Origin of the sequence: Streptomyces sp. NBC_00358 (assembly GCF_036099295.1) — a bacterium.
Taxonomy (GTDB): Bacteria; Actinomycetota; Actinomycetes; order Streptomycetales; family Streptomycetaceae; genus Streptomyces.
Window position 1 is genome coordinate 3,111,958 of record NZ_CP107976.1, and the last position, 21,523, is coordinate 3,133,480.

The following is a 21,523-nucleotide window of genomic DNA, read 5'->3' on the forward strand; positions in this document are numbered from 1 at the left end:
TTTGTCGCGTTCGTGGGCTTACTCACAGGACTGCGCCTACGTCACAGGACATTCCCGTGGGCTCTGTCACCCCACCCGTCGCCCCTCAGTCGAACTGGTCACCCACAGCCATGACCATCACGCCGACGATCATCAGCCACAGCGCCCGCCGTGTGCGGCCCCTGGCCCCCAGTACCGACGCCCCTGCGCAGAGGGCGGCCCCCGAGGCATAGGAAAGGGGTATGAGGGCGGCCTCGGAACCGGTGGATCGCATGGCCGACGCGGCGAGCCCGGCGACGGTCAGCAGCGCCCCCGTCCCGACGGCCGTCCAACGGGCCCGACGCGCCTCCGGGTACGGACCGTCGTCGTCCTGGTCTTTGTCGCCCTTGTCCTCGGGGTCGCGCGCGTCGCGGTCCAGATCCTCGCGGTCCTGACCCTCACGGGCCCGGTCCCCGGGGTCACGCGTCTCTTGGCCCTGATCATCACGGGGCTGATCCCCGTGGTCACGCGTCTCGCGGTCGAGCGTCGTACGGGCGTGCGTCTCGGAGTCGGTGCTTCCACTCATGGCGCGGGAGCGTAGCGCGTTGACCTGAGCACGCCGACACAGACCCCAGGGGGTGCGCCGGTCTCGACGCACCCCCTGGGATGTGGGAAAACCCGGATCTCAGCCTTCGCTGACGCCCAGCTTCTCCAGGATGAGCTCCTTGACGCGCGCCGCGTCGGCCTGCCCGCGGGTGGCCTTCATGACCGCGCCGACGAGCGCGCCGACGGCCTGCAGCTTGCCGCCGCGGATCTTGTCGGCGATGCCCGGGTTCCCGGCGATGGCCTCGTCGACGGCGGCGGTCAGCGCGCCCTCGTCCGAGACGACCTTCAGGCCGCGCTTGTCGACGACCTCGTCCGGGGTGCCCTCGCCGGCGAGGACGCCTTCGATGACCTGACGGGCGAGCTTGTCGTTCAGATCACCGGAGGTGACCAGCTCGGCCACCCGGGCGACCTGCGCCGGGGTGATCGGCAGGTCCTCAAGCGCCTTGCCCGACTCGTTGGCGCTGCGCGCCAGCTCGCCCATCCACCACTTGCGGGCGGAGGCGGAGTCGGCACCGGCCTCGATCGTCGCGACGATCGAGTCGATCGCGCCGGCGTTGAGCATCGACTGCATGTCGTGGGCGTTCACGCCCCACTCCTCGCGCAGCCGGTTGCGGCGGGCCAGCGGCTGCTCGGGCAGTCCGGCGCGCAGCTCCTCGACCCAGTCACGGGACGGGGCGACGGGGACGAGGTCGGGCTCCGGGAAGTACCGGTAGTCCTCGGCCTCCTCCTTCACGCGGCCCGAGGTCGTGGACCCGGTGTCCTCGTGGAAGTGGCGGGTCTCCTGGATGATCGTGCCGCCGGAGTTCAGCACCGCGGCGTGGCGCTGGATCTCGAAGCGGGCGGCACGCTCGACGGAACGCAGGGAGTTGACGTTCTTCGTCTCGGAGCGCGTGCCGAACTTCTCGCGGCCGTGCGGGCGCAGCGACAGGTTCACGTCGCAGCGCATCTGGCCCTGCTCCATACGGGCCTCGGAGACACCGAGCGCCTTGATGAGCTCGCGCAGCTCGGCGACGTACGCCTTGGCGACCTCGGGGGCCCGCTCGCCCGCGCCCTCGATCGGCTTGGTGACGATCTCGATGAGCGGGATGCCTGCCCGGTTGTAGTCGAGCAGCGAGTGGGACGCGCCGTGGATACGGCCGGTGGCGCCGCCGACGTGCAGCGACTTGCCGGTGTCCTCCTCCATGTGGGCGCGCTCGATCTGCACGCGGAAGATCTCGCCGTCCTCCAGCTGGACGTCCAGATAGCCGTTGAAGGCGATCGGCTCGTCGTACTGGGAGGTCTGGAAGTTCTTCGGCATGTCCGGATAGAAGTAGTTCTTCCGGGCGAAGCGGCACCACTCGGCGATCTCGCAGTGCAGCGCGAGGCCGATCTTGATGGCGGACTCGACACCGGTCGCGTTGACGACCGGAAGGGCGCCGGGCATGCCGAGGCAGGTCGGGCAGGTCTGCGAGTTGGGCTCCGCGCCCAGCTCGGTCGAACAGCCGCAGAACATCTTCGTCTTGGTGCCGAGTTCGACATGGACTTCGAGGCCCATGACGGGGTCGTACGTAGCGAGTGCGTCCTCGTACGACACCAGGTCGGTCGTGGTGGTCACGGTGAAAACTTCCCTCTCAGCCGAGCAGGACGTCGTCGTCGCCCAGGCGCTTGAGCTCCCGGTAGAGGATGGCGAGGCCGGTGACGATGGCGGCGGCGGACACGGCCGCGTCGATGAGGCGCAGCGTGTCGTGTTCGTTGCGGGCCTTCTTGACCTGCTTCGCGACACCGAAGGCACCGAACGCCGTGCCGGCGATGGACAGATACGTGCCGGACTTGGACTTCTTGAAACCCTTGGCCTTGGACATTGCCTTGCTCACAGCGACGGAGCCTCCTCAAGCAGCGGGTGCCCCCACTTTTCCACGAAGGCGGCCTCGACGGCGGCGCCGACCTTGTAAAGGCGGTCGTCCTTCAGCGCCGGGGCGATGATCTGCAGACCGACCGGGAGGTTGTCCTCGGGCGCGAGACCGCAGGGCAGCGACATGGCGGAGTTGCCGGCCAGGTTGGTCGGGATGGTGCACAGGTCCGCGAGGTACATCGCCATCGGGTCGTCGGCGCGCTCGCCGATCGGGAAGGCGGTGGTGGGCGTGGTCGGGGAGACGATCACGTCGACCTGCTCGAACGCCTTCTCGAAGTCGCGCGTGATGAGCGTACGGACCTTCTGGGCGCTGCCGTAGTACGCGTCGTAGTAGCCGGAGCTGAGCGCGTACGTGCCGAGCATGATGCGGCGCTTGACCTCGGGGCCGAAGCCGGCCTCACGGGTGAGGGCGGTGACCTCCTCGGCGGAGTGCGTGCCGTCGTCGCCGACGCGCGCGCCGTAGCGCAGGCCGTCGAAGCGGGCGAGGTTGCTCGAACACTCGGACGGGGCGATCAGGTAGTACGCGGAGAGCGCCAGGTCGAAGGACGGGCAGTCCAGCTCGACGATCTCGGCGCCCAGCTCCTTGAGCATCGCGACGGCCTCGTCGAAGCGCTGCACGACACCGGCCTGGTAGCCCTCGCCGCGGAACTGCTTGACGACACCGACGCGCATGCCCGTCACGCTGCCGTTGCGGGCGGCCTCGACGACCGGCGGGACCGGGGCGTCGATGGAGGTCGAGTCGAGCGGGTCGTGCCCGGCGATGACCTCGTGGAGCAGGGCCGCGTCCAGGACCGTACGGGCGCAGGGGCCGCCCTGGTCGAGGGAGCTGGAGAACGCCACCATGCCGAAGCGGGAGACCGCGCCGTACGTCGGCTTGACGCCGACCGTGCCGGTGACGGCGGCCGGCTGGCGGATGGAGCCGCCGGTGTCGGTGCCGATCGCGAGGGGCGCCTGGTAGGAGGCGAGGGCCGCGGAGGAGCCGCCGCCGGAGCCGCCGGGGATCCGGGTGAGGTCCCAGGGGTTGCCGGTCGGCCCGTACGCGCTGTTCTCGGTGGAGGACCCCATGGCGAACTCGTCCATGTTGGTCTTGCCGAGGATGACGACGTCGGCGGCCTTCAGCTTCTTGGTGAGGGTCGCGTCGTACGGCGGGATCCAGCCTTCGAGGATCTTGGAGCCGACGGTGGTCGGGATCCCCTCGGTGGTGAAGATGTCCTTGAGCGCGAGCGGCACACCGGCGAGCGGGCCGAGCTTCTCGCCGGCCGCGCGCTTGGCGTCCACGGCACGGGCCTGGGCGAGGGCGCCCTCGCGGTCGACGTGCAGGAAGGCGTGCACCTTCTCGTCGACGGCCTCGATCCGGGCGAGGTGGGCCTCGGTGACCTCGACGGCGGTGAGCTCGCCGGCCGCGATCTTCCCGGCGATCTCGGCCGCGGTGAGCTTGATGATGTTGACGTTGGTGTCCGTCATGGTGATTAGTCCTCCCCCAGGATCTGCGGCACCTTGAAACGCCGCTGCTCCTGGGCCGGGGCGCCGGAGAGCGCCTGCTCGGGGGTGAGCGACGGACGGACCTCGTCCGCGCGCATGACGTTCGTCAGCGGCAGCGGATGAGAGGTCGGCGGTACGTCTTGGTCGGCGACCTCGCTGACGCGGGCGACCGCGCCGATGATGTCGTCGAGCTGGCCTGCGAAGTGGTCGAGCTCTTCGCCCTTCAGCTCCAGACGCGCCAGCCGTGCGAGGTGGGCGACCTCCTCGCGCGTGATGCCAGGCATGCAGCGATCCTCTGGGGTGAGTGCGGTGTGTTTTGGCCCAATCCTATGGGGCTCGGGCCGATGCCCGCGCCCGGGTTTGCCGCGGCACGCCCGCGCTCCGGCCGGAGGCCGGAACGGCACCCCCGGAAAGGGGGACTACTCCGCCGCGGGCAACGCGGCGCGGGGCCGCTGCCAGCCGCGGGAACCGCGGGCCAGCAGCCACGCCGTGGCCTCCTCCGGAGGCATCGCCGCGGCGACCAGCCAGCCCTGCACGGCGTCGCAGCCGAGGTCCCGCAGCCGCTCCCACGTCTCGTCGTCCTCGACGCCCTCCGCCACGACGAGGAGACCCAGTGAATGCGCGAGGTCGACGGTGCAGCGCACGATCTCGGCGTCCTCGGTGTCCACGGCGAGCCGTGCGACGAACGAGCGGTCGATCTTCAGCTCGCTGACCGGGAGCCGGCGCAGGTGGACCAGGGAGGAGTAACCGGTACCGAAGTCGTCCAGCGACATCTTCACGCCGTGCCCGGTGAGGGCCGCCAGGGTGTCGGCGGCCCGCTGCGGATCCTCCAGGAGCACGTGCTCCGTTATCTCCAGTTGGAGCGCTCCCGGGGGGACTCCGTGCCGGGCGAGTCGCGCGGCGACGGCTCCGGCGAAGCCCGGCGTGTGGACGTCGCGCGGCGACACGTTCACCGCGACCGGAACGTACAGGCCCTGGGCCCGCCAGCGCGCGACCTGCCCGAGCGCCGTCTCCAGGACGTACTCGGTGAGGTGGGGCATCAGCCCGGACGACTCGGCGATGGCGATGAACTCGTCCGGCGGTACCTTCCCGCGCTCGGGATGCACCCAGCGGACCAGTGCCTCCAGTCCGGCCACCTGCCCGTCGAAGCGGACCTTGGGCTGGTAGTGCAGTTCGACGTCACCGGTGTCCAGGGCCCGGCGCAGATCGCCCAGCAGGCCCAGCCGGTCGGGGGTGTTGGAGTCCCGCTTGGACTCGTACACCTCCACGCCCGTACGGTCCCGCTTCGCCTGGTACATCGCGATGTCCGCGCGGCGCAGCAGGCCCTCCGCGTCGAGCGCGTGGTCGGGGAAGACGGCGAGCCCGGCGCTGGCCTCCAGGACGAGGGTGAGTCCGTCGAGGTCGAGCGGCGAGCCGAGGGCGGCGACCAGACCGCGGGCGACCCGCGTGGCCGACGTGGTGGAGTCCGCGACCGGCAGTAAGACGGCGAACTCGTCACCGCCGAGCCGCGCGGCCTCCGCCCCGCGCGGCAGTGCGAGCCGCAGTCTGTCGGCTATCTGGAGGAGCAGCCGGTCGCCGGCGAGGTGCCCCAGCGTGTCGTTCACCGAACGGAACCGGTCCAGGTCGATCAGCATGAGGGCGGAGCGTGCGCCGATGCGCTCGGCGTCGTCCAGCGCCGTCCAGGTGCGCTCCAGCAGCCACTGACGGTTGGGCAGCCCGGTGAGCGGGTCGCGCAGTTGCTCCTCGGCCCGCGCGCGGGCTATCCACAGGGTGGAGTCGAGGGCTATCAGCGGGATCGAGAACAGCGGCAGCAGCATCGGCTGGGCCACCGCGACGACCCAGATCAGCGGCGCGATGCCGAGCAGGGCCACGGCGACGAGTCCCTGTCTCACCAGGGCCGTACGGGCGACGGTGGGCAGGCCGCCGCCGCGCGGGGCGTTCAGGTACCAGAGCAGGGCGCGGGTGACGGCGAGGTAGGCGCCGGCGACCAGCACCACCTGGGGTACGGCGTACAACGTCCAGGTCCCCGGGTCCCAGGGCGTCTCGACGCTGGGGAACCGCCCGAACGAGGCGAGGACCAGGGCTCCGGCGCCGATGCCGAGGATGTCGACCGCGCCGTGCAGCACACCCTGGCGCCAGCGGTTGCGCCGGGCCGTGCCGACCAGGACGACGACGGTCAGGCTGACCATGCCGGCGGGGACCCAGCCGTAGAGCAGCAGGACCGCGAGGGTGAGGGCCGCGCCGGAGCCGGTGCCTCCCCACCAGCGGGCCCGGCCGAGGGCGACCAGGTGGCCGACGATGACGCCGGTCAGCAGGGCCAGCGACCAGCCGACGGCGCCGCACGGGAAGAGCGCGTGGTGGCCGCTGAACGCCCGGTAGAAACCGGCGCCCAGGACGATCGCGGCGGTGGCCACGACCGCGGACGGCAGCGCGGGCCAGGACATGGGGCGTTCGGGATCGTGGCCGTGCGGACCGGTGCCGTGCTCGGCGGTGAGGTGGCCGAGGGCGGCGGGAGCGGCGAGCGGTGCGGCGCCGAGCCCGCTCGGGGCGGGGTGCTCCGAAGGCCGTCCCGTCCGCAGGCCGGCCAGCCACGCGCCGGTCATCCTGCGCAGGCGCAGCCGTGAGTCGGGAGCGGCGCTCTCGGTCGGTTCCATTCCCGTCCCTCTCACTGCCGGCGGTGCCCACGCCACGCGGTCCGTTGCCGGCGACAACGGCCAACGGTGCCGCGTCCGAAAACCCTTCCCCCGGCTCGTGCGGAGCAGGGGATGCGCCAACCGCAGCCGGGCACGGCAGGCGCACACCTCAACAGTAGGCCGCGGAAGGCTTCCACGGGCAGCGGTCGTCGACGGTTGCCCGAATGCGACCCAGCCACCCGTATGCAACTGATATGCGCCGAACAGGTGGTCTTCAACCGCTATTCCTCGGCCGGAAGCGCGACGTCCGCCGCCGCGTCCGGTCCTTGTCCGAGCAGGACGGCGAAGCCCTCCTCGTTCAGGACCGGAACCTTCAGCTGCATCGCCTTGTCGTACTTCGAGCCAGGATTGTCACCCACCACGACGAAGGATGTCTTCTTCGAGACAGAACCGGTCACTTTTGCTCCACGGCTCTGGAGTTCCTCCTTCGCCCCGTCCCGCGTGTGGTGTTCGAGCGTGCCCGTGACCACGACGATCAGGCCTTCGAGCGGGCGGGGTCCTTCGTCCTCGCCCGCGCCCTCGTCCTCCATCCGGACGCCGGCGGCCCTCCACTTGCGGATGATCTCGCGGTGCCACTCCTCCGCGAACCACTCCTTGAGCGAGGCGGCGATGATCGGCCCGACACCGGCGGTGGTGGCGAGCTCCTCCTCGGTCGCCCCCTCGATGCGGTCCAGGGAGCGGAACTCCCGGGCCAGCGCCTCGGCGGCGACCGGTCCGACATGACGGATCGACAGCCCGGTGAGGAAGCGCGCGAGCGGCCGCTCCTTGGCCGCCGCGATGTTCTCCAGCATGGCAAGCGCGTTCTTCTTGGGCTCGCCCTGCTGGTTGGCGAAGACCGTGGCGATCTTCTCCTCGCCGGTCTTCGGGTCGCGCTTGGGCAGCCCGCTGTCCTGGTCGAGGACGTACGCCTTGATGGGCAGCAACTGCTCGATGGTGAGGTCGAAGAGGTCGCTCTCGTCGCTCAGCGGCGGCTCGGACGGCTCCAGCGGCTTGGTGAGGGCCGCCGCGGCGACGTACCCGAAGTGCTCGATGTCCAAAGCCTGGCGCCCCGCGAGGTAGTTGACCCGCTCGCGCAGCTGCGCCGGGCAGGCCCGCGCGTTCGGGCAGCGCAGGTCGACGTCGCCCTCCTTCCTGGGCCGTAGCGCCGTCCCGCACTCGGGGCACTCGGCCGGCATCACGAACTCCCGCTCGGTGCCGTCCCGCAGGTCGACGACCGGGCCGAGGATCTCCGGGATGACGTCACCGGCCTTGCGCAGCACCACCGTGTCCCCGATGAGGACACCCTTGGCCTTCACCACGTCCTGGTTGTGCAGGGTGGCGAACTCGACCTCGGAGCCGGCGACCGTGACCGGCTCGACCTGCGCGTACGGGGTGACCCGGCCCGTACGGCCCACGCCGACGCGGATGTTGACGAGCTTGGTGTTGACCTCCTCGGGCGCGTACTTCCAGGCGATCGCCCAGCGCGGTGCGCGCGCGGTGGAACCGAGCCGGCCCTGGAGGGGGATCTCGTCGAGCTTGACGACCACGCCGTCGATCTCGTGCTCCACGGCGTGGCGGTTCTCGCCGTAGTACGCGATGAACTCCCTTACGCCGTCGAGGTCGTCGACCACCTTGGCGTACCGCGTGGTCGGCAGTCCCCAGGAGTGCAGCAGGCCGTAGGCCTCGGAGAGCCGGCCCAGGCCCTCGAACCCCTCCAGGGCGCCGATGCCGTGGACCACCATGTGGAGCGGCAGCGTCGCCGTGACCTTGGGGTCCTTCTGGCGCAGTGAACCCGCGGCGGAGTTCCGGGGGTTGGCGTACGGCTTCTCACCGGCCGCCACACGACGTGCGTTGAGGCCCTCGAACGCGTCCATCGGGAAGTAGACCTCGCCGCGGATCTCGACGAGCCCGGGGACGTGGTCGCCCTTCAGACGGTGCGGGATCTCCGCGATCGTCATGACGTTGGGTGTGATGTCCTCGCCGGTCCGGCCTGTGCCCCGGGTGGCCGCGCGGGTGAGTCTGCCGTCCTCGTACGTCAGGTTCACGGCGAGGCCGTCGACCTTGAGCTCGCACAGGAAGTGGTAGCCGGTCGAGCCCACGTCCTTGGCCACCCGGGCGGCCCAGGCGGCGAGCCCCGGGTCGTCGAAGACGTTGTCGAGGGAGAGCATGCGCTCGCGGTGCTCGACCTCGTCGAGGTCGGTCTCGTACTCGACGGCGACCTTCTGGGTCGGTGAGTCCGGTGTGCGCAGCTCGGGGTACTCGTCCTCCAGCGCCTCCAGGGAGCGCAGGAGCGTGTCGAACTCCGCGTCGCTGACGACGGGAGCGTCCTTCACGTAGTACCGGAAGCGGTGCTCCTCGATCTGCTCGGCGAGCTGCGCGTGCCTCTCCCGTGCCTCGGCGGGTACCGATGTGGGCTCTGCGTGCTTTTCGCCGGCCACCGTTGTGTCCTCCCGTTACTCTGGGTTGTCCGCGAGGGATCTCGCCGCCCGGACGCAGTGGGCCAGCGCCCTGCGCGCGAAGTCGGGGGAGGCCCCCGCGAGCCCGCACGACGGAGTGAGCGTGACCGCCTCCGCGAGAAGACCCGGCCGCAGCCCCAGCCTGCGCCACAGCGTCCTGACACCCATGACGCTACCGGCCGGGTCCGACAATGGGACGTCCACGCCGGGGATGACACCGGCGAGGAGTCGGGTACCGCCCTCGACCGCTTCCCCGATCGCGTCGTCGTCACGCTCGGTGAGGAGCGAGAAGTCGAAGGAGATCCCCGCCACGCCCGCCCGGCGCAGCAGGGCGAAGGGGACGTCCGGCGCGCAGGTGTGGACCACGACGGGGCCGCCGCCGTTCACCCCGACGACGTCCCGGAGGGTGGCCTCGGCGATCTGGCGGTCGACGGCACGGTGGGTGCGGTAGCCGCTGGCGGTCGGCACCTGGCCGCGGAGCACGGCGACGAGGGAGGGTTCGTCGAGCTGGAGAACGATCTGCGCCCCGGGAATCCGCCGTCGTACGTCGTCGAGGTGGACGCGCAGTCCCTCGGCGAGCGATCCCGCCAGGTCGCGGCGGGCGCCCTGGTCGGAGAGGACGGACTCGCCGTTCCTCAGCTCCAGTGCGGCGGCGAGGGTCCAGGGACCGACGGCCTGCACCTTCAGCGGGCCCTCGTATCCCTGGGTGAACTCCTCCAGGGCGTCGAGGTCCTCCCCCAGCCACGACGTCGCCCGCCTGGTGTCCCGGCCGGGCCGGTCGCCCAACCGCCAGCCGCTGGGCTCCACGCGCGCGTACAGCTCGACGAGCATCCCGGCCGTCCGGCCGATCATGTCGGCCCCGGGCCCCCGCGCGGGCAGTTCGGCGAGGAACGGGAAGTCGTCGAGGGAACCGACGACGGTCTTCGCGGCCTCCCGCGCGTCACCGCCCGGCATGGACCCGACCCCGGTGGCGGAACCGAACCTGAACTCGCTGTTTTCGCTCACCCCGGAAGCGTACGTAATCCCCGGGGGCGGATCAGCCGCCCGGTGTCCCCGGGAACGGTCAGCCGCCCGGCCGCACCGTCAGGTCGTTGACCTCGGCGTCCCGGGGCAGGTCGAGAGCCATCAGGATCGTGGTGGCCACCGACTCGGGGTCGATCCACTTCGCCGCGTCGTACTCCTTGCCCTCCTGCTGGTGGACCTTGGCCTGCATGGGGCTGGCGGTGCGACCGGGGTAGACGGAGGTCACCCGGACGCCGGCCGCGTGCTCCTCGTGGCGCAGGGAGTCGGCCAGTGCCTTCAGTCCGTGCTTGGAGGCGGCGTAGGCGGACCAGTCGGCGTGGGCGTTCAGGCCGGCGCCGGAGTTCACGAAGAGCACGTGTCCCTGGGCGAGGCGGAGCTGGGGCAGGAAGTGGCGGGTCAGCTCGGCGGGGGCGATCAGGTTGACGTTGAGCTGGTGGCGCCAGGACTTCGGGGTCAGTTCACCGACCGGGCCGAGGTCGACCACGCCCGCGATGTGCATTAGGGAGTCGACCTGGCCGGGGAGCGTCTGGTGCGAGAACGCCCAGGAGAGCTTGTCGGGGTCCGCCAGATCGCCGACCAGGGTCTTCGCCCCGGGGAAGGCGGCGGCCAGTTCCTTGGCGCGGCCGGCGTCGCGCGCGTGGAGCACGAGTTCGTCCCCGCGCGCGTGCAGACGGCGGGCGACGGCCGCGCCGATGCCGGAACCGGCCCCGGTGATCACATGTGTAGCCATGGACGCCATGCTCGCATCACCGGGAACCGGCCTCGAACCGGGTTCCGGGCCGCCACCGATTCCGGGCCGTCACCGGGTGCCGGACGGTCACCGGGTGCCGACGCTCTCCTCCAGGTAGGCCAGCGCCCCCACCGGCTCCTCGGCGAAGAACACCAGGTCGGTGAGCGGGCGCGGCAGGAAGCCCTCGGCGTCCATGCGGCGGAACTGTTCCTTGAGGCCGTCGTAGAAGCCGGCCGTGTTGAGCAGGACCACCGGCTTCTCGGTCTTCCCGTGCTTCTTCAGTTCGAGGATCTCGGTCGCCTCGTCGAGGGTCCCCGTGCCGCCGACCATGACGACGACCGCGTCGGCCTTCGCCAGCAGCAGTGCCTTGCGCTCGGCCAGATCCCGGGCGACGACCATCTCGTCGGCGCCCGCGCGGGCCTTGGCGGCCAGGAAGTCCACGGAGACGCCCACCAGCCGCCCGCCGGCCTGCTGCACCCCGTCCGCGACCACCTTCATGAGCCCGACGTCGGAGCCTCCCCACACCAGGGTGTGGCCGCCCTTGCCGAGGAGTTCGGCGAACTCCCGTGCGGGGCGTGTGTAGCGGTCGTCGAGGTCGGCGGCGGAGAGGAAGACGCAGATGTTCATGATTTCACCGTACGCGGGAACGATTCGGGGCTCGCGAGCGCTTTCCCGGTATGGCTGAAGGACACACGATCACCATCGAACAGGGCGCACAGCACGTCCGCGTCGTGCACGGCGGCCAGGTCCTGGCGGAGAGCGACCGCCCCCTGGTGCTGCGCGAGACCGGCTGTCCGGTGCGCTACTACCTCCCGCCCGAGGACGTCCGCCTGGATCTGCTGACGCCCTCCGACACCCGCACGCACTGCCCCTTCAAGGGCGACGCGTCCTACTGGTCGCGCCCTGACGCGGCCGACCTCGTCTGGAGCTACCCCGACCCCAAGCCCGACGTCTCCGAGATCAAGGACCACCTCTGCTTCTACGAGGCGGACGTGTCCTGAGTTCCGGCCGGACGCGGGCGTGGTGCACGATGAGTTCCCGCTCGCCCGGCAGTCTCTACAGGTATGGACAAGAAGACCATCTCGCGCGACGGGACCCCCATCGCGTACGAACGCCACGGTGACGGCCCGACGGTCGTCCTGGTCGGTGGCGCCATGTGCACGGGTGCCACGCTGGCGCCCCTCGCCGAGGCCCTCTCGGACCGCTTCGGTGCCATCACCTACGACCGGCGGGGCCGCGGCGGCAGCGGCGACACCGCGCCCTTCGCGGTGGCCCGGGAGGTCGAGGACATCGCGGCGCTGATCGAGGCCTCCGGGGGCAGCGCGGCGCTCTACGGCATCTCGTCGGGCGGCGCGCTGGCCCTGGAGGCGGCTTCGAGCGGGCTGCCCGTCCGCGAAGTCGCCGTCTACGAGACGCCGTTCGCCGTCGACGAGGGCGCGGCCGGGCAGCGCGCCGCGTACACCGAGCGGCTGACCGAGCTGCTCGGCGAGGACCGGCGGGGGGACGCGGTCGAACTGTTCCTGTCCCTGGTCGGCACACCGCCGGAGATGATCGCCGGGGTGCGCATGTCCCACGCCTGGCCCGGCATGGAGGCCATCGCACCGACCCTGGCGTACGACAACGCCGCGATGGGCGAGAGCGGGGTGCCCCGTGAGCGGCTGGCCGCCCTCTCCCTGCCGCTGCTGTCGATCGCGGGCGACGCGAGCCCGGCCTGGATGCGCGAGGCGGCACGGAGCGTCGCGGAGGCGGCACCGAACGGGTCGTACCGCACCCTGGAGGGGCAGACCCACATGGTGGATCCGCAGGTGCTCGCGCCGGTGCTGGCGCAGTTCTTCAGGGCGAACGGTTAGACGCGGGACGGCGCGGGGACGGGCCGGTCGAGGGCAGACGGCTCCGGACGTCCGCCGCCGCGGGGGAACCGGACGTCCGCGGACGTCCGCCGTCGCGCCGGAACTAGACGTCCGCCGTCGCGCGCGTGGTTGTCGCGATCGTCGCCGAGCCCACCACCCGCGTGCCCTCGTACAGCACGACCGCCTGGCCGGGGGCCACACCGCGGACCGGCTCGGTGAAGCGGACCTCCAGGGTGCCGTCGACCAGTTCCGCGCTCACCTCGGTCTCGCCGCCGTGGGCGCGGAGCTGGGCGGTGTAGGTGCCGGGACCGACCGGGGCGGCGCCGCACCAGCGGGGCTTGATCGCGGTCAGCGCGGACACGTCCAGGGAGGCGGCCGGGCCGACCGTGACCGTGTTGTCCACCGGCGAGATGTCGAGGACGTAGCGCGGCTTGCCGTCGGCGGCCGGGGTGCCGATGCGCAGCCCCTTGCGCTGGCCGATCGTGAAGCCGAACGCGCCCTCGTGGGTGCCGACCTTGGCGCCGGACTCGTCGACGATGTCGCCCTCGGCCTTGCCGAGCCGGCCCGCGAGGAAGCCCTGGGTGTCTCCGTCGGCGATGAAGCAGATGTCGTGCGAGTCCGGCTTCTTGGCGACGGCCAGACCCCGGCGCTCGGCCTCGGCACGGATCTCGTCCTTGGTGGTGACCGTGTCGCCGAGGGGGAACACCGCGTGGGCGAGCTGGCGGTCGTCGAGGACACCGAGGACGTACGACTGGTCCTTGGCCATGTCGGAGGCGCGGTGCAGCTCGCGCGTGCCGTCCTCCCGGACGATCACCTGCGCGTAGTGGCCGGTGCAGACGGCGTCGAAGCCGAGCGCGAGCGCCTTGTCGAGCAGGGCGGCGAACTTGATCTTCTCGTTGCACCGCAGGCACGGGTTCGGGGTGCGGCCCGCCTCGTACTCGGCGACGAAGTCCTCGACCACGTCCTCGCGGAAGCGCTCGGCGAGGTCCCAGACGTAGAACGGGATGCCGATGACGTCGGCCGCCCGGCGGGCGTCACGCGAGTCCTCGATGGTGCAACAGCCGCGCGCGCCGGTCCGGAACGATTGCGGGTTCGCGGAGAGGGCGAGGTGCACGCCCGTCACATCGTGCCCGGCCTCGGCGGCACGGGCGGCGGCTACGGCGGAGTCCACTCCGCCCGACATGGCGGCGAGGACGCGGAGGGGGCGCTGCGAGGTGTCAGTCATAACCCCTCCAGGGTACGGGGCCGCGGGAACCGGAGCCCGCGAGTATCCGTTGAAGATCGCATGGGGGCGAAAAAGGGGAAGCCGGGGACGTCGCGGAGCAGCAGAACCGGGGCGGCGGGCAAGGACGCGGACCAGCCGGTCGGGCGCCGGGTGGTGCTCATCGGCGGTGTGCTGGCCGCCATGAGCGCGGCCGGGATCGCGCGGGAGAAGCTGTCGCGGCTGTGGTGGCGGATGCCGGGCGTGGAGAAGGCGAGGGTCGCGGGGGCGGTGGACTTCCGGGGCGCGCAGTGGGTGGCGGCCTCGACGGCGAACTGGCGCCGGGCCGACCGTCCGGACGACTACGCGATCGACCGGGTGGTCATTCATGTCACCCAGGGCAGCTTCGCGAGCGCGGTGGAGGTCTTCCAGGACCCGAGGCACCGGGCGGCCGCGCACTACGTCGTCCGCAAGGACGGTCACGTCACGCAGATGATCCGCGAACTGGACGTGGCGTTCCACGCGGGCAACCGCGCGTACAACGAACGCAGCGTCGGCATCGAGCACGAGGGTTTCGTCGCCCACGCCTCCTCGTTCACGGACGCGATGTACGAGGCCTCGGCACGGCTGACCGCCGGGATATGCGGGCGGTACGGCATACCCGTCGACCGCGAGCACATCATCGGGCACGCCGAGGTACCGGGCACCGACCACACGGATCCCGGACCGTACTGGGACTGGACCCGGTACATGCGGCTCGTGCGGCGGGCGCGCACAACGCACGCCTAGGCGCGGCAGGCCGCACGCGCAGCACGGGCACAGGCGGTGGCGCGGCGGGGCCGGAGCACCGGACCGAAATGCTGTGAGGAACGTCCGGGAGCCGCGTGTCCGTTGCGTCCCACCCGGCCGCCCTGACCAGTGAGGCACCAACTCCCCTTTCCCTCATGGGAGTTGATCATGAACTTCACATCACCGGCTTTCACAGCGGAGAAGGCGTTCTCCTAAGTCGGCCTCATTCCCCGCACAGTCCTCGGGTCGAGAGTCCACGGCCATGACGCACTCCACGCAGCCCGCTTCCGGCGCGGGCAACGACAAGGGCCGGTCCAAGGCCAAGGGCAAGGGCATGCACCGCCGCACGTTCCTCGGCAGGATGGCGGGGGCCGGTCTCGCGGCGGCGACCGCCGGCGGGACCGCCGTCGCCGTGCTGACGAACGCGACGCAGAACAAGGCGCACGCGGCGGGCACCACGCTGACCATCCCCGACCTTCTGGAGGGGACCGCCTCGGGCGGCACCACGACGTACACCCTGGAGGCGAAGACGGGCACCAGCGAGGTGCTCAGCGGAGTGACCAGCACGACCGCGGGCTACAACCAGTCCTTCCTCGGCCCCACCATGAAGTGGACCTCCGGCGACACCGTCCTGCTGAACATCACCAACAGCCTCACCGAGGACACCACGGTCCACTTCCACGGCGCGCACGTTCCGCCGAGCATGGACGGCGGCCCGCAGAACGCCTTCGCCGCCGGGAAGACCTGGTCCCCCACCTTCACGGTCAAGGACGAGGCCAAGACGCTCTGGTACCACCCGCACGCCCTGGGCACCACGGCCGAGCAGGCCACCCACGGGCTGGCCGGCATGATCATCGTCGAGGACGACTCCGCCGCGTCCGCGGCCCTGCCCAGCACCTACGGGACCGACGACATCCCGATCATCCTGCAGTGTCTGGCCGCCGACAGTGCCGGGGAGATCAAGTACAACCTGACCGGCTACCTCGCCAACGGCCTGAGCTTCCCGCTCCTGTGCAACGGCACGAACGTCGACGCCACCACGCTCTCCTTCACCGCCACCAAGAAGCGCACCCGCTTCCGGCTGCTCAACGCCTCGCCGTCGGACATCATCACCGTCCAGCGCGGCGACGGCGGGACCCTCACCCAGATCGCCACCGACCAGGGGTATCTGACCGAGGCCACCGAGGTGAAGTCGATCCGGCTGGTGGCGGGCGCGCGCGCCGAGTTCGTGATGAAGCTCAGCGACGCGGTCACCCTGGAGGCCGTGGTGACCACGGGCTGGGTGCGCGGCGGCAGCGGCACCTACGAGTTCCTGACCGTCACCCCGGACGCCTCGGACACTCCGGCGGACCTGCCGGCCCTCAACACCATCACCCGGTACGACACCACGGACTTCACCGCCCGGACGATCACGCTCGGCCAGAGCGGCACCTCGATGACGATCAACGGCTCCGTGGGGACGAGCATGTCCTCGATGGCGATGATCAGCACCACGCTGGGCGCCGAGGAGGTCTGGACCGTCAAGAACGGCACGCAACTGGAGCACTCGTTCCATCTGCACGATGTGCCGTTCCAGTTGATCTCCGTCAACGGGGCGGATCCGACGGGCGTCCAGTTGGGCTGGTACGACACGTTCGAGGTGGTCGGCGGCGGCACCATCAAGATCGCCATGAAGTTCACCGACTTCACGGACGACACCTACATGTACATGCTCCATTGCCATCTGCTGCAGCACGAGGACGAGGGCATGATGGCCGGCCTCATGGTGACGGACGGCTAGCCCCTCCCCCGTAAGGCGAGGGGCGGCTCGGTGGTGTCAGGTGAGGCCGGCCATCCGGGCCCGCTCCACCGCCGGGCCGATCGCCCGCGACACGGCCGCGACGTCCGCCGCCGTGGAGGTGTGGCCGAGCGAGAAGCGCAGGGTGCCCCGGGCGAGGTCCGGGTCGGTGCCGGTGGCCAGGAGGACATGGCTCGGCTGGGCCACGCCCGCCGTGCACGCCGAGCCCGTGGAGCACTCGATGCCCTGCGCGTCGAGCAGCAGGAGCAGCGAGTCGCCCTCGCAGCCCGGGAACGTGAAGTGCGCGTTGGCGGGCAGTCTGCCGCCGGGTGCCGGGTCGCCGCCGAGGATCGCGTCGGGTACGGCCTTGAGGACGGCGTCGACCAGGTCGTCGCGCAGGGCGCCGATCTCGCGGGCGAACCACTCCGTCCGCTCGGCGGCCAGCCGCCCGGCGACCGCGAAGGAGGCGATCGCGGGCACGTCGAGCGTGCCGGAGCGGACATGGCGTTCCTGGCCGCCGCCGTGCAGCACGGGTACGGGGCTGTACTGGCGGCCGAGCAGCAGCGCGCCGATCCCGTAGGGGCCGCCGATCTTGTGGCCGGACACCGTCATCGCGGCGAGGCCCGAGGCGGCGAAGTCGACGGGGATCTGCCCGAAGGCCTGGACTGCGTCGGCGTGCACCGGGATTCCGAACTCGGCGGCGACGTCGACCAGTTCACGGACCGGCATGACGGTGCCGATCTCGTTGTTGGCCCACATGACCGTGACGAGGGCGACGTCGTCGGGGTTGCGGAGGACGGCCTCGCGCAGGGAGCCGGGGTGGACACGGCCGTACGCGTCGACGGGCAGGTACTCGACCGTGGCGCCTTCGTGCTCGCCCAGCCAGTGGACCGCGTCGAGGACGGCGTGGTGCTCGACGGGGCTCGCGAGAACGCGGGTACGGGCCGGGTCGGCGTCTCTGCGGGACCAGTACAGGCCCTTCACCGCGAGGTTGTCGGCCTCGGTGCCGCCGGAGGTGAAGACCACCTCGCTGGGGCGCGCGCCGAGGGCGTCCGCCAGGGTCTCGCGGGCTTCCTCGACGGTCCGCCGGGCAGCGCGGCCGGCGGCGTGGAGGGAGGAGGCGTTGCCCGTGACGCCCAGTCGGTCGGTCAGGGCCTCTACTGCCTCGGGGAGCATGGGGGTGGTCGCGGCGTGGTCGAGGTAAGCCATGGTGGGCTCGATTCTACGGGCCCGTTCCCTCCCCGCCTCGGCCCCCACCGGTGTGGCCGCCCGCCCCGGCCCGCGCACGGGGTGGTGGCGCGCTCCCCGGCGCCGCACCCGAGCCTCGCGCGGCACGCCGGCGCCCGCCGCGGGCGCACTGGAGCCCCGGCCGGCGCGACCGGCTCAGAAGCTCCAGGACACGGTGTTGTCGAACTGCATGAAGGCGGCCAGGACGACCAGGTCGGCGATGCCCAGACCGAGGCCGAGGAACGCGCGGCCCCGGCGGGCCGTGCCGCGCCAGAGGGCGACGGAGGCGAGGGCGATGGCGATGGGGCCCAGGAAGACGTTCAGCACCAGGAGGCCGAGGAGGCCGAGGATGAAGGAGGCCACGGCCATGCCGTCCGCGTCCTGGACGCCGGTCCGGCGCGTGGCACCGGCGGTCTCGGCGGTACGGGTGGCGCGGGCGGCGTCGGTGGTGCGATCGGTTCCGGAGGTGCGGGTCGTGCCGGTGGCGTGCGTGGTGAGTTCCATGACGTGAGTCAGCTCCCAACGGTCAGTCGGTGAAGGGGTGGGACCAACGGCCGGTCGGCAAAGACGCCCAGCCGAAGGTCAGTTGGTGGAGGGGTGGCGTCGGCGGGCGCCGCGCTCACGCAGCGCGAAGACGACCAGCCAGACGCCGATGACGGCCGCGGCGACGAGGGTCACGGGCAGCGGCGCGTGCGCCACGGAGCCCATGACGACGCCGAGCAGCAGGAGTGCGGCCACGAGGAACAGCATGGGATGCCTCTCGAAGAAGTCTCGAAGTCCGGTCCCGGACCGTCCGGGACCTCAACGGTGAGGCCCCGATGTTTCCGGGACTTGACGACTCGGTGAACGGTTGTAGTAACACTTGTTCACTGACTCTTGAGTCTAGCGTGCCCCACCGCTTTAAAATTCCGGAGAACAGTTGTTAACTGCATGGCATGAGTCACACTCTCGGCATCCGCCAGGCGCAGAAGCAGAAGACCCGGCAGGCGCTGCTGGACGCGGCGTTGGGGCTTCTGGAGGACCAGAGCCTGAGCAGCCTGGGGCTGCGCGAGGTCACCCGCGCCGTCGGGGTCGCCCCGACGGCCTTCTACCGGCATTTCCGCTCGACGGCGGATCTCGGCGTGGCGCTGGTCGAGGAGGCGCTCGGCAGCCTGCACCCGATGATCGAGGACACGGTGTCCGCGGCGGGTGACACCGACGAACGCATCGCCCGTGCCGTGGAACTGATCGCCCACCACGTCGGGACGCACCCGGCGCACGTCCGTTTCATCGCGCGCGAGCGGCACGGCGGGGTCCAGCCGGTGCGGGACGCGATCCGCGAGCAACTGGCCCGGTTCGCCGAGGAGGTGAAGGACGCGCTGGCCGAGCATCCCGAGTCACGGGGGTGGAGCGACGACGATCTGCTGATGCTCGCGGGTCTGTACGTCGACCACATGCTGATGGCGGCCTCGGCGTTCCTGGAGGCGCTGGAGGGTTCCGAGGCGGAGCGCGAGCGGGTCGCCCGGGTGGCGAGCCGTCAGATGCGGCTGATCAGTATCGGCCGCCACCACTGGCTCGGCTGACCGCCCCGGCGGGCCGACGGACGGCCGCGCGCCGCACGCGGCACCGCCGTACGCCGTACGAGGGCGGGCCCTCCGGTCCGTCAGCCCTGGGCGGCGGCCGACCGGCCCTGCCCCTGACCCATCCGCCCACCGCCGGGGCCGCCTCCGCAGCCGCCCTGGCCGCCTCCCATGCCGCCGCCGGGAGCGCCGCTCGGCCTGCCCGAGGGGTTGCCGGAGGGAGCCTTCCCGGTGGGCATGCCCGAGGGGAAGGCGGACCCGGACGGCATGCCGGAGGGCGCGCCGCCGGGGCGTCCGGAGGCGCCGGTCGGCATCCCGGAGGGGCGCGCGCACTTCTGCCCCCCGGAGGTCTTGCCGTCCGAGGACGAGGCGTCACCGGAGCCGCACGCCGCCAGCAGGGGCGAGAGCGCGAGGAGGGCGACGACGGGAACGAGTCGTGCACGACGGTTCATGGGGTAACTCCCAGTCAAGTCACGTGGGCCGGGCGGCGAGAGCCGGACGAGCGGGAGCCAGCGGACCAGATCCACGTAGGGCCGCGCTGTGCCGAAGCTGTGCCTTGCTGTGCGCCGGGTGCCCGGCGCCGGGCTCAACCCCCCTCGTACACCGCGCTGATGGCGGCGGCCGTCGCGGCCAGCTCGTCCCGCGCCTCGGCCGGCGCAAGGACCTCCAGCGCGTCTCCGAAGGCCAGCAGCGTGCGGGTTTCCCGCACCGAGCCGAGGGTGAGACGCGCGGTCACCCACTCGCCCTCGACGTCGTCCTCGGGCAGTTCCGCGAGGGAGGCCGCGTTGAGGCGTACGAACATGTCGAGGCGGGAACGCCGTACCCGAACCGTGACATCGACACCCCCCGGCCGCTCCTCGACCTGGCGGCGCAACACCTCCCAGACGTCGGCGAGTTCGACGCCCGGACGGCGCCGCACCGGGTCCGGCAGCAGGGTGGCCACGCGGACCCGGTCGGCACGGAACAGCCGTGGACCGCCGCGCCGGTCGGCGACCAGGTACCAGACACCGGCCTTGGACACGAGTCCGTACGGGTCGACGGTGTAGGTGCGCGGTTCGGTGTCCCCGCCGTGCTTGTAGCGCAGCCGCAGCCGGCGGTCGGTGAAGACCGCGTCCTGCAGCACGTCCAGATCCACGGCCCGTCGGGGACCGCCCTTCCAGCGGGTGGCGTCGACGAGGACCCGTCGGCTGGTGACCTCGGCGGCCGGCCGGAAGGGTGCGGGCAGTGCGGCCATCACCTTGCGCAGCGCCGAACCGAGCGCCGCGTCGAGGCCGAGCGCGGCGTGCGCGCCCTGCGCCGCGAGGATGAACAGCGAGCGGGACTCGTCGGCGGTCAGTCCCGTGACGTCCGTACGGAATCCGGCGAGCAGCTCGATGCCGCCGTGCCGCCCGCGTTCGGCGTAGACCGGGACGCCCGAGGCGGACAGCGCCTCGACGTCCCGGTAGATGGTGCGTACCGACACCTCCAGCCGGTCGGCGAGTTCGTGCGCCGGGACGCGGCCGCGGGTCTGGAGCAGCAGCAGGATCGAGAGCAGGCGGTCGGACTTCACGCGCCCAGGATCGCGCCCGCCGGAGGCCGTCCGCAAATGTTGCCGGAAACTGTCAGGTTATGCGGCGAGGGTGAGGGCACACCGACACACGGAAGAGGTAGTCATGAACGCCATGGACCCACGCCCCCTGTACACCCGCGCCGCCGAGCAGATCGCCTCGCTGGTCGCGACCGTCCGGCCGGAGCAGTTGGACGGCGCCACGCCGTGCACCGGGTTCGACGTACGTCTGCTGCTGTCGCACATGGTCGGCGGCACCCGCCGGATCGCCGTGATCGGGGCGGGCGGGGACGGGCTCGCGGTGCGGCCGTTCGCCGACGGCGTGCCGGACGACGGCTGGAGCGCCGCCTACGACGAGGCCAGGGCGGAGGTGCGCGCGGGATGGGCGGACGACGCCCGGCTGGACGCGCTGGTGCGGGTCCCGTGGGGCGAGGCCCCCGGGCGCATCGCCCTCGCCGGGTACGTCATGGAGGCGGTCACGCACACCTGGGACCTGTCCGAGGCGTTGGGCCGGCCGCTCGGACTCGATCCGGAACTCGGCGAGTTCGCGCTGACGATCGCCGGCCGCGTGCTGCCCGACGAGGGGCGCGAGGACCCCGAGCTGCCCTTCGGCCCGGTGGTGCCGGCCCCCGAGGGCGCCGACGCCTACGAGCGTTTGGCGGCCTGGACGGGCCGCCGCCCCCTGGTGGCCTCCTGACGGCACGAGCACCCGCCGAGGAGGCCCGAACGGGGGCACCCCTCGCCGGGTGCCCCGAG

General features: G+C 71.7%; 22 protein-coding genes. 6 read left to right on the top strand and 16 right to left on the bottom strand.

What is annotated here, in order from left to right:
• Nucleotides 1-85 precede the first annotated feature (85 nt).
• The 10 genes from OHT01_RS12800 to OHT01_RS12845 form a co-directional block, all read right to left on the bottom strand.
• On the bottom strand, nt 86-544 hold the full coding sequence (locus OHT01_RS12800) for a hypothetical protein (protein ID WP_328553263.1): 459 nt from the start codon (nt 542-544) through the stop codon (nt 86-88).
• A 99-nt stretch (nt 545-643) separates the two neighbouring features.
• The gene (gene gatB, locus OHT01_RS12805) at nt 644-2,158 is read right to left on the bottom strand and encodes an Asp-tRNA(Asn)/Glu-tRNA(Gln) amidotransferase subunit GatB (protein ID WP_328553264.1); all 1,515 of its coding nucleotides are present in this window, start codon (nt 2,156-2,158) and stop codon (nt 644-646) included.
• A gap of 16 nt (nt 2,159-2,174) precedes the next feature.
• Entirely contained in the window at nt 2,175-2,405 is a 231-nt protein-coding gene (locus OHT01_RS12810; protein ID WP_401337522.1) for a hypothetical protein, read from the bottom strand.
• Nucleotides 2,406-2,413: 8 nt separating this feature from the next.
• On the bottom strand, nt 2,414-3,919 hold the full coding sequence (gene gatA / locus OHT01_RS12815) for an Asp-tRNA(Asn)/Glu-tRNA(Gln) amidotransferase subunit GatA (protein WP_328553266.1): 1,506 nt from the start codon (nt 3,917-3,919) through the stop codon (nt 2,414-2,416).
• A 5-nt stretch (nt 3,920-3,924) separates the two neighbouring features.
• Nucleotides 3,925-4,221, bottom strand: coding sequence for an Asp-tRNA(Asn)/Glu-tRNA(Gln) amidotransferase subunit GatC (gatC, locus tag OHT01_RS12820; RefSeq protein WP_190154674.1), 297 nt, complete (start codon nt 4,219-4,221; stop codon nt 3,925-3,927).
• A 135-nt stretch (nt 4,222-4,356) separates the two neighbouring features.
• Nucleotides 4,357-6,591 carry a putative bifunctional diguanylate cyclase/phosphodiesterase gene (locus OHT01_RS12825; protein WP_328553267.1) on the bottom strand — a complete coding sequence of 745 codons (2,235 nt, stop codon included), beginning with the start codon at nt 6,589-6,591 and terminating at the stop codon, nt 4,357-4,359.
• 260 nt (nt 6,592-6,851) lie between these two features.
• Nucleotides 6,852-9,047, bottom strand: coding sequence for an NAD-dependent DNA ligase LigA (ligA, locus tag OHT01_RS12830; protein ID WP_328553268.1), 2,196 nt, complete (start codon nt 9,045-9,047; stop codon nt 6,852-6,854).
• Between the two features lie 15 nt (nt 9,048-9,062).
• Nucleotides 9,063-10,070, bottom strand: a complete 1,008-nt coding sequence (locus tag OHT01_RS12835; protein WP_328553269.1) for a methionine synthase — start codon at nt 10,068-10,070, stop codon at nt 9,063-9,065.
• Nucleotides 10,071-10,128: 58 nt separating this feature from the next.
• Nucleotides 10,129-10,827, bottom strand: a complete 699-nt coding sequence (locus OHT01_RS12840; protein ID WP_328553270.1) for an SDR family oxidoreductase — start codon at nt 10,825-10,827, stop codon at nt 10,129-10,131.
• Nucleotides 10,828-10,905: 78 nt separating this feature from the next.
• Complete coding sequence (locus tag OHT01_RS12845) at nt 10,906-11,445, bottom strand: TIGR00730 family Rossman fold protein (RefSeq protein ID WP_328553271.1); 540 nt, start codon at nt 11,443-11,445, stop codon at nt 10,906-10,908.
• A 50-nt stretch (nt 11,446-11,495) separates the two neighbouring features.
• On the opposite strand from OHT01_RS12845, the gene OHT01_RS12850 reads away from it, so the two are divergent.
• Both OHT01_RS12850 and OHT01_RS12855 read left to right on the top strand, forming a co-directional pair.
• Nucleotides 11,496-11,819 carry a DUF427 domain-containing protein gene (locus OHT01_RS12850; protein WP_328553272.1) on the top strand — a complete coding sequence of 108 codons (324 nt, stop codon included), beginning with the start codon at nt 11,496-11,498 and terminating at the stop codon, nt 11,817-11,819.
• A gap of 63 nt (nt 11,820-11,882) precedes the next feature.
• Entirely contained in the window at nt 11,883-12,668 is a 786-nt protein-coding gene (locus OHT01_RS12855) for an alpha/beta fold hydrolase (RefSeq protein WP_328553273.1), read from the top strand.
• 103 nt (nt 12,669-12,771) lie between these two features.
• Here OHT01_RS12855 and mnmA read toward each other — a convergent pair whose 3' ends face one another.
• A complete protein-coding gene (gene mnmA, locus OHT01_RS12860) occupies nt 12,772-13,893 on the bottom strand; it encodes a tRNA 2-thiouridine(34) synthase MnmA (protein WP_328553274.1) in 1,122 nt (373 codons plus the stop codon).
• A gap of 60 nt (nt 13,894-13,953) precedes the next feature.
• Here mnmA and OHT01_RS12865 point away from each other — a divergent pair, with 60 nt between their 5' ends.
• Together OHT01_RS12865 and OHT01_RS12870 are read left to right on the top strand one after the other, a co-directional pair.
• Nucleotides 13,954-14,658, top strand: coding sequence for an N-acetylmuramoyl-L-alanine amidase (locus OHT01_RS12865; RefSeq protein WP_328553275.1), 705 nt, complete (start codon nt 13,954-13,956; stop codon nt 14,656-14,658).
• Nucleotides 14,659-14,920: 262 nt separating this feature from the next.
• Nucleotides 14,921-16,438: a multicopper oxidase family protein gene (locus OHT01_RS12870; RefSeq protein WP_328553276.1), complete on the top strand. Its 1,518-nt coding sequence runs from the start codon at nt 14,921-14,923 to the stop codon at nt 16,436-16,438.
• A 36-nt stretch (nt 16,439-16,474) separates the two neighbouring features.
• Here OHT01_RS12870 and OHT01_RS12875 read toward each other — a convergent pair whose 3' ends face one another.
• The 3 genes from OHT01_RS12875 to OHT01_RS12885 form a co-directional block, all read right to left on the bottom strand.
• Nucleotides 16,475-17,644 (bottom strand): cysteine desulfurase family protein, encoded by a 1,170-nt coding sequence (locus OHT01_RS12875; protein ID WP_328553277.1) that lies wholly within the window; start codon nt 17,642-17,644, stop codon nt 16,475-16,477.
• A 174-nt stretch (nt 17,645-17,818) separates the two neighbouring features.
• The gene (locus tag OHT01_RS12880; RefSeq protein ID WP_328558102.1) at nt 17,819-18,031 is read right to left on the bottom strand and encodes a DUF4190 domain-containing protein; all 213 of its coding nucleotides are present in this window, start codon (nt 18,029-18,031) and stop codon (nt 17,819-17,821) included.
• 213 nt (nt 18,032-18,244) lie between these two features.
• Nucleotides 18,245-18,412, bottom strand: coding sequence for a hypothetical protein (locus OHT01_RS12885; protein WP_328553278.1), 168 nt, complete (start codon nt 18,410-18,412; stop codon nt 18,245-18,247).
• 185 nt (nt 18,413-18,597) lie between these two features.
• Here OHT01_RS12885 and OHT01_RS12890 point away from each other — a divergent pair, with 185 nt between their 5' ends.
• Nucleotides 18,598-19,224, top strand: a complete 627-nt coding sequence (locus tag OHT01_RS12890) for a TetR family transcriptional regulator (protein WP_328553279.1) — start codon at nt 18,598-18,600, stop codon at nt 19,222-19,224.
• 80 nt (nt 19,225-19,304) lie between these two features.
• On the opposite strand, the gene OHT01_RS12895 is transcribed toward OHT01_RS12890, so the two are convergent.
• Both OHT01_RS12895 and OHT01_RS12900 read right to left on the bottom strand, forming a co-directional pair.
• Complete coding sequence (locus tag OHT01_RS12895) at nt 19,305-19,673, bottom strand: hypothetical protein (protein ID WP_328553280.1); 369 nt, start codon at nt 19,671-19,673, stop codon at nt 19,305-19,307.
• A gap of 134 nt (nt 19,674-19,807) precedes the next feature.
• Complete coding sequence (locus OHT01_RS12900; protein ID WP_328553281.1) at nt 19,808-20,770, bottom strand: helix-turn-helix transcriptional regulator; 963 nt, start codon at nt 20,768-20,770, stop codon at nt 19,808-19,810.
• A 103-nt stretch (nt 20,771-20,873) separates the two neighbouring features.
• On the opposite strand from OHT01_RS12900, the gene OHT01_RS12905 reads away from it, so the two are divergent.
• Entirely contained in the window at nt 20,874-21,464 is a 591-nt protein-coding gene (locus tag OHT01_RS12905; RefSeq protein WP_328553282.1) for a TIGR03086 family metal-binding protein, read from the top strand.
• Nucleotides 21,465-21,523 lie beyond the last annotated feature (59 nt).